The 8600-nt window shown below is 49.4% G+C and carries 6 protein-coding genes; all 6 read right to left on the reverse strand.

Annotation, left to right across the window (positions count from 1 at the left end):
• Nucleotides 1–65: 65 nt before the first annotated feature.
• The gene (locus HMPREF1548_RS18955; RefSeq protein ID WP_021638076.1) at nucleotides 66–1256 is read right to left on the reverse strand and encodes a coenzyme F420-0:L-glutamate ligase; all 1191 of its coding nucleotides are present in this window, start codon (nucleotides 1254–1256) and stop codon (nucleotides 66–68) included.
• A gap of 203 nt (nucleotides 1257–1459) precedes the next feature.
• A complete protein-coding gene (locus HMPREF1548_RS18960; RefSeq protein WP_021638077.1) occupies nucleotides 1460–1951 on the reverse strand; it encodes a dihydrofolate reductase in 492 nt (163 codons plus the stop codon).
• A 142-nt stretch (nucleotides 1952–2093) separates the two neighbouring features.
• Nucleotides 2094–2942: a thymidylate synthase gene (thyA, locus tag HMPREF1548_RS18965; RefSeq protein ID WP_021638079.1), complete on the reverse strand. Its 849-nt coding sequence runs from the start codon at nucleotides 2940–2942 to the stop codon at nucleotides 2094–2096.
• Nucleotides 2943–3058: 116 nt separating this feature from the next.
• Nucleotides 3059–4660: an MBL fold metallo-hydrolase RNA specificity domain-containing protein gene (locus HMPREF1548_RS18970; RefSeq protein ID WP_021638080.1), complete on the reverse strand. Its 1602-nt coding sequence runs from the start codon at nucleotides 4658–4660 to the stop codon at nucleotides 3059–3061.
• 225 nt (nucleotides 4661–4885) lie between these two features.
• Entirely contained in the window at nucleotides 4886–6646 is a 1761-nt protein-coding gene (locus HMPREF1548_RS18975; RefSeq protein WP_021638081.1) for an ABC transporter ATP-binding protein, read from the reverse strand.
• A gap of 80 nt (nucleotides 6647–6726) precedes the next feature.
• On the reverse strand, nucleotides 6727–8292 hold the full coding sequence (locus tag HMPREF1548_RS18980) for an LCP family glycopolymer transferase (protein WP_035322929.1): 1566 nt from the start codon (nucleotides 8290–8292) through the stop codon (nucleotides 6727–6729).
• Between the last annotated feature and the right edge of the window lie 308 nt (nucleotides 8293–8600).

Raw genomic sequence — 8600 nt, forward strand, 5'->3', positions numbered from 1 at the left:
GCCGGCTTCCAAAATATTTGCTGTGCCACCTTAGAGTGTGTCAGGAATGAATTTTCAAACACGCTCTAGTCCGTAAAGTTATCGAAGTAGCCCTGCACCAGGATAACAGGAGTTCCCTTGTCGCCGGAACCGCTCGTCAGGTCGCAGAGAGAACCGATCAGATCGGTAAGCCTTCTGGGGGTAGTTCCCTGAGAAGCCATGTCTCCCACCAGATTCCCCTTCTTACCCTTGATTCTTTCTGAAATCGCTTCCTTCAGCGCATCTCCTGAAAGATCCTTGAAATCGTTGTCTGCCAGATATTTCAGCTTCACTTCGTTGGGAGTTCCTTCCAGGCCTTCCGTATTGGCCACCGCCACACAGGGGTCGGCAAGTTCCCAGATTTTTCCCACAGGATCCTTAAAGGCGCCGTCGCCGTAAACCATTACTTCCACATGCTTTCCGGTTTTCGTAAGAATCTGGTTCTGGATATCATTCACCAGATCCGTACAGTCCCTGGGGAACAGCTTGATGGTGTCCTCCGTGGATTTATTGGAGCCGAGCAGGCCGTATTTTTCATTGCAGCCGCTTCCGTTTACAGGGGATGTAAGAATATCATCCAGACCGCATACCACCTGGGCGCCGCACTCCTTCAGGATCCTCTTGGTGCGCGCTCTCGTATGGATATCACAGTTGAGTACATTCTTTGTATAATCTAAAATCACTCTGGGATTGTTGGCGAAAATAACCTCAACCTCCGCGCCGCATTCACGGATCAGGTCGCTGTAATAAGCCACATAATCCACGCCGGTGAAAGGATGCCTGTTCTCGCCGAACAGCTCCCTGTATTTTTCCAGGGAAAGAACATCGCTGTAGGGATTCACTCCGGCTTCATCCAGCTGATCCTGGGAAACCAGCGCATTGCCCACTTCGTCGCTGGGATAGCTGAGCATCAGCACCACCTTCTTAGCTCCCATAGCGATTCCGCGAAGGCAGATTGCGAAACGGTTCCTGGAAAGGATGGGGAAAATAACTCCGATAGTCTCTCCTCCCAGCTTCTCCTTCACATCCTGCGCAATCGCTGCAACGGATGCATAATTTCCCTGCGCTCTCGCCACAATGGATTCCGTTACGGAGATTACATCTCTGTCCCTTAACTCAAAGCCTTCACTTTCCGCCGCTTCCAGCACGCTGGAAACAACGATATCTGCCAGATTGTCCCCTTCACGGATAATCGGGCAGCGGATTCCTCTTGAAATGGTTCCTACTCTTCTTTCCATAAAATATACCTCTTTTGCTGTTTGCCTTTTATCATTCGCATAAACGCGATCATACGCACCGGCTTCGGTTGCGAAGCGGCCGGCCCGTCAGAAGGCCCTTTTTAGCCTCTCCGGCCCGACAGGAAGCAGGCGCACAAAAATATTATAATATAAAGTTTACGGTTATGGAAGCAGAAATTTATTTATTTTCTGTAATCTCCCTCTTACTGTTTTCTTTCATACTTCAGGAAATGATATGTTGTGTCAAAATAACTCTGTTCATCGCTTTCCGCCGTAATTTCCCATTCACCTGAGGCATCCAGATTGGGAAAGTAAGTATCCGCCTCGTAGGAACGGTCAATTTTGGTCACATGGGCCGTGTCACAGTAAGGAAGCAGCTGGCTGTAAACGCTGTCGCCCCCAATGACATAAACGTCCTTTGTGTCATAATTTTTCAATTCCGCCAAAAGCTCCTCCACAGAATGGACCACTATGGCGTCCTTTACCTGATATTCCGGATTCCGGGTCAGCACGATATTGGTCCTGCCGGCTAACGGCAGCCCTCCAGGAAATGTATCCATTGTTTTCCTTCCCAGCACCACCACTTTTCCTATGGTTTCATTCCTGAACATCTTATGGTCCGCCGGAATCCTTACCAGAAGATCCCCGCGGTATCCGATGGCCCAGTTTTCATCTACTGCAACTATAATATTCATTTTTTCTCCTAACCGCCCGCCGCAGCGGGCCTATCGCAAATTAACTCTTAAATGAGGGAGGCCGGGATATTTTTCCGGCCCATGCTGCCCACTGACAGCCTGACTGCCGCCAGCCTCCCTCCTTCTGCCTGTTTTTCGGTTTTCAGATAGCAATGGGGATTCCCTGAATCTGTTCCCCTGTCACATAATTTTCCACCTTCACATCGTCCCTTGTGAACTGATAAAAATCCTTCACCTCCGGATTGAGCCAGAACGAAGGCGCCGGCAGAGGCTCTCTTTGAATCAGTTCCTTTATAATAGGGATATGCCTGTCATAAATATGGGCGTCCGCAATCACATGCACCAGCTCTCCCGCCTGCATGCCGCATACCTGCGCCAGCATATGGACCAGCACCGCATACTGTACCACATTCCAGTTGTTGGCGGCAAGCACATCCTGGGAACGCTGGTTGAGTATAGCGTTCAGCGTCAGTCTGTCCTCTCCCTTTTTCTGGGTCACATTGAAGGTCATGCTGTAAGCGCAGGGATAAAGGTTCATCTCATGCAGATCCTGATGCACATATATATTCGTCATGATCCGGCGGCTGAAGGGATTATTTTTCAAATCATAAATCACCCTGTCCACCTGATCCATCATGCCTTCCTTATACTGATGCTTCACCCCCAGCTGATAGCCGTAGGCCTTTCCGATGGAACCGTCCTCATCCGCCCACTCATCCCAGATGTGGCTGTGAAGATCATGGATGTTGTTGGATTTACGCTGCCAAATCCACAGAAGCTCATCCGTGGCCGACTTCAGCGCCGTCCTGCGCAGGGTCAGTATGGGAAATTCCCTGGAAAGATCATACCGGTTGACCACGCCGAACTTCTTGATGGTATAGGCCGGCGTGCCGTCCTCCCACCTGGGACGGACCTTCTCCCCTTCGGTGCTCGTTCCGTTCTCCAGGATATCCCTGCACATCTGAATAAATGTTATATCTGCCAGACTCATTCTGCTTTTTTCTCCTGTTCTGTCCTGTAAATTCTGTTTTGTAAAAACTGTTTCATGAACTCAGTTTCTTGAAAGCTGTATGCTGAATTCTGTTTTTAAAATCAGTTTTCCGTTTCCTACTGCCATTTATCACACAACGCATTGATCTGATCCGCCAGCTTCGCCATATCCTTGTTTGCCATACCCTTTCCGTTGCGGATAACCGCCAGAAGCCTCTGCCCGGCGGCCTCCAGTCTCGCATAGACGCTGTTTGCCACCGCTGCCCTGGCCTTCTTTTCCCTGGCTATCGGCGCCGCCTCATATTCCAGAAGGTTATGGAGCAGATCAAACCGTGTTCCGCTGAACGGCGCATAGGTGTCATAGCCATATTCATGGCGCAGGCATTCGGCAAAAGAGGTGCATACCGTATCCTCCCCATGGACGATAAACACCCGCTCCGGCTTCTTTTCAAAACAATTCAGCCACTCAATCAGCCCGTTCTTATCCGCATGGCCGCTCATTCCCTGAAGCGCCTTGATTTCGGCCCGCACATCCACGGACTCCCCGAACAGCTTTACCTCCTGGGCGCCCTCCAGGATATTCCGTCCCAGCGTCCCCACAGACTGATAGCCTACGAAGAGCACGGTACATTCCTCCCGCCACAGATTGTGCTTCAGATGATGCTTGATACGCCCCGCCTCACACATACCCGATGCGGAAATAATCACCTTCGGCGTTTCATCAAAATTAATCGCCCTTGACTCATCGCTGGTGATTGACAGACGCAGTCCCGGAAAAGAAATGGGATTGATTCCTTTACGCACCAGCTCCATAGCCTCTTCATCAAAGCAGTCATAAATATTTTTTTCAAAAATCCCCGTTGCCTCCACGGCCAGCGGACTGTCCACATATACCGGAAAATTGCCGTGGTTTTTCACCAGGCGGTCTTCCTTGATTTTCCACAGGAAATACAGGATTTCCTGGGTTCTTCCCACTGCAAACGAGGGAATCACCACATTGCCTCCCCTGTCAAAGGTCTTCTGCAGCACCTCTGCCAGCCCTGAAATATAATCAGGCCGGTCCGTCCCATGCAGCCGGTCGCCATAGGTGGATTCCATGATCACATAATCGGCGTCCCTGGTAGGATGGGGATCCTTGATGAGCGGCTGGTTTTTGTTCCCGATATCCCCGGAAAAGCACAGCTTCTTCTGAATTCCGTTCTCCTGTGCCCACACTTCAATGCTGGAGGAGCCCAGCAAATGCCCGATGTCCGTAAAACGGATCCTGATTCCGGGACAAACCTCAATTATTTTCTGATAATCACAGGGTACTAAAAGGCCAATGGTGCCCTCCGCATCCTCCATCGTATAAGGCGCTTCATGTTTTTCCGAGCCTGCATGCCGCTTCGCCTTACGGTTCTTCCACTCCGCCTCCTGCTGCTGTATATGGGCACAGTCACGCAGCATAATATCACAAAGCTCCGTTGTCGCCTGGGTTGCAAAAATTTTCCCGCGAAAGCCTCTTGCGTACAGTTGAGGAAGCATCCCCGAATGATCCACATGCGCATGGGTCAGGAACACATAATCAATCATAGCCTCCTGCACCGGCAGTTCCGCATTTTCAAAGGGATTTATCCCCTGTTCCATCCCCCTGTCAACCAGAATATGCTTTCCGGCCGCCTCCAGATAATGGCAGCTGCCCGTTACCTCATGATCCGCTCCGATAAAAATTAGTTTCATGCATACTCCTGTTCTGTGCTTTCCGCACTCAGGCCCTGATTAAGAAATACCGCGCTATCCGCTCTCTGCGTCCCACGCTAAAGACGCAATATCACCCCGCAGGAAACTTTCAAAAGGAAAAATTTCCATACATATAAAAGGCCTGGCGGAACTGATCCGTCAGGCCCTTTTGGCACGGCAGGCCTGCTATCATTAGTATAACATGATATGCGGCCACCGGCAATTTTATTTCAGCAAATCCGCTGTGGTGTAAAACTTATGGTAGATTCCCTTCAGCTCCATCAGCTCGCTGTGGTTTCCTTCCTCCACAATCCCTTCCTCAGTAAGCACAAGGATACGGTCGGAATTCTTGATGCTTGAAAGGCGATGGGCAATAGTAAGCGTTGTCCTTCCCTCCGAAAGCCTGGAAAGTGATTTTGCAACTGCGAATTCACTTTCATTATCAAGGGCTGAGGTAGCTTCATCTAAAATAATAATTGGCGGATTCTTCAGGAATACCCTTGCTATACTGATACGCTGCTTCTGTCCTCCGGAGAGCTTCACACCACGCTCTCCCACATAGGTGTTATAGCCATCCTTCAGTCCCATAATAAACTCATGGGCGCCGGCCTTTTTTGCAGCATCCATCACCTCTTCCTCCGTCGCTCCCGGCCGTCCATAGGCAATGTTTTCATAAACCGTACCTGAGAAAAGGTACACATCCTGCTGAACAATACCGATATTCCTGCGCAGGCTCTTCAGGGTAAAGCTCTTGATATCCTGCCCGTCAATGGTAATACGTCCCGCAGTCACATCATAAAAACGGGGAATCAGGTTGCAGAGCGTGGTCTTTCCGCCGCCGGAAGGCCCTACAATAGCCAGCTTCTCTCCTTTGTGGATAGAAAGATTCAGATTTGTAAACACAATATTGTGATCATCCGGATATTCAAAGCTAACATCCTTAAAGGTAATCTCCCCTTCCGGCGTGCCCATCTCCACAGCCTCCGGCTCATCAAAAATATCTATATCAGCATCCATGATTTGAAGGAATCTCTCAATTCCCGTCATTCCTCGCTGGAACTGCTCTGCAAATTCAATAATACGTCTTATAGTAGCAATCAGCGTTGTCACATACAGCATGAAAGCGACCAAATCCCCGGGGGCAACAAGACCCTTTATCATAAAGAAGCCGCCCGCCACAATTACCGCCAGATACATAACACCGTCAAACATTTTTACTGTAGTCTGGAACAGCGCCATATATTTGTAGGTTTCTCTCTTGATATCCAGAAATTTATTGTTGTCCACCTCAAATTTCCGGTTCTCCATATCCTCATTGGTAAAGGCCTTAACCACCTTCTGTCCCAGAAGGCTGTCCTCAATTCTGGCATTCAGTTCCCCAATCTGGTAACGCTGTTTGCTGAAAGCGCTCCTCATACGGAAATTCAGGGTCATACAGACTCCGGCCATAATCGGTACAAACACGAATACGATCAAAGTAAGCGGCAGGCTTATCTGTGCAAGAATCACGAAGGAAATTACCGTCTTAATCCCCGCAATGAAAAATTCCTCCGGACAATGGTGCGCAAACTCAGTAACATCAAACAGGTCGTTTGTAATACGGCCCATAATCTGTCCCACTTTTGTATTGTTATAATAAGTATTGGAAAGCTTCTGCAAATGATTATAGGCATCGCGGCGCATATCCGTTTCTATCTTTGCCCCCATAACATGACCCATGCCGGCCATATAGTAGCTGGCAAAACAGTCAATCACACGAAGCAGGAAATAAATGAAGCCGAGACCCGCAATGGTCTTTATGGAAAGGGCCGCCAGATCACGCAGCCCTTCATTCGTAATATAACGCATAATCAGCGGAAGAACCAGTTCACATACCGTAGTCATAGACGCGCAGAACAGATCCAGGAACAGCGTCCCCTTATACTTCTTAAAATAAGGCATAAAACGCCGCATTAATTCCTTTGTTCCATATTGTTCGGTTTTCATAATCTCTCCCCTGGAGCGCCTTCATGGCTGCTCCCGTCCTCCTTTGTTTATTTTTATATTTTACTGCTGTTTATTATATTTTACTGCGCTTTCTCCCCGTAAAGCTGCGCACGGAGATAGGCGCTGTTTTTATCAAAATCCACCTGCAGAACATCCATGCCCCGGATGCTTGCATTCGAATAAGTCCCTTCCAGCGGGATGCTCTCCTGCACCAGTTCATAGGTGAGCAGCTTACCCGCCATCAGGCTCAGGCGCATACATTCTGCCTGCGTCAGGTTGGTTGTCAGGTTCGGGAACAGGCCGTCAATCAGGCCGCCCGGATTCGTCACCGCGGCTGCCGGAAGCTTTTTCATTACAGCCGCAAGCACCTTCCTCTGTCTCTCCGTCCTGCCAAAATCCGTACCAATAAACCGGTTGCGGCTGTAAGCAAGCGCCTGAGGGCCGTTCAGATGAATCGTCCCGCTCAGGGAAGTATCCAGATAATCGGTATCTATCGGCATGCCGCGAAGCTCATTATACTCATTCAGGTAAGCGTTGACCCACTTCACTTCATCATTGGTCAGCTCCATATCCACCCCGTTCACCGCATCCACCAGGTTGGCAAATGCCTGGAAATTCACTACCGCATAACGGTTCACATCGATTCCCAGATTCTGCTTCACCGTCTCCAGAAGAAGCTCGGGCCCGCCGAAGGAATAGGCCGCGTTCAGACGGTTGCCCTCTCTTCCCGGAATATCCACATACATATCACGCAGCAGGGAGGTCATATGAATCGTCCTCGTCTTATCACTGATGGAAAGAAGTATCATGGCATCCGATCTTCCTTCATCCCCTGCTGTCCGGGAATCGCTTCCTATAAGCAGGATGTTCACCACACCCTGTTCCTTCAGCGGCTCACCTGCCAGCGTTTCCACACGGCCGTACCTCATTTTGCCATATATATGTCCAACCATTACATACCAGATTCCTCCCAGCACCGCCAGAAGCACAATAAGCAGGGTGAGAAATTTCCTGAAGCCTGACTTTTTCTTTCCGCCGGAATTTTTCTTTTTTCCGGAAGCACCTTTATTTCCTTTCATTCCGCCGCCCTTTTCTTTCTCAGGTTTCTGCTTCTTCGGGGGCTTCCCCAGTTCCGGCCCGGTCCGGTCCGGGAAACTTGGGCCCGCGTTCTTCCGTTTTGCTTCTTTTTTCCCGTGTCTTATGTATCTTTCCTGCGGGTTGTACCCATACTCCTCCTCCGGAAATGGGTCCCTCCGATAACGCCGGTTGGCATATTCCTCTTCATGGGATTCATCTTCAGGATATTCGTTGCCTGAATAATCTTCTGCAGAATAATCTTCATCCGGGTATTCGTCTTCAGGATACTTTTCTTCGGAGTATTCTTCTCCTAGATACCCATCTTCGGGATACTCATCTTCGGGATACTCATCCTCCGGATACTCTTCTTCAGGATACTCCTCCTCTGAATACTCATCCTCCGGATACTCTTCGTCAGAGTATTCTTCTTCCGGATATTCTTCCCCGGCAGTATATCTGCGTTCTGTATTCCTGCTTTCCTGTTTTTCATACCTGGCCACTTCCCGATCCAGAAACTGCTCAAGGCTTCTCTGGATCTGCTCCATTTCATTACCGGATTCTTTACCCACTGGCAGCCTCCTTTATCTTCCGCGGCGGAACCGCCGCAGCCCTATATTAATTCCGCTCCGGCCATGCAGACAGCAATAAGCCCTGTTATCCGTGACGCAAAGCATGTTTGGAAACTCATTCCCATCGTCTGCAAGCCTGCTTTCAGCAAAATTCAAACACGCTTAGTATAGCATACAACCTGCCGAAAACTGAATCGGATTCAGAAAGATTTAAGAATAAATTAAACGGCAATTAAAAAATAACGGCTGTCCGATTTCCGGAAGCCGTTATCTTTTTGTTCTGTGAGAGCGATAGACGGGGCTCGAAC

The sequence above is a fragment of the Clostridium sp. KLE 1755 genome (assembly GCF_000466465.2).
Taxonomy (GTDB): domain Bacteria; phylum Bacillota; class Clostridia; order Lachnospirales; family Lachnospiraceae; genus Eisenbergiella; species Eisenbergiella porci.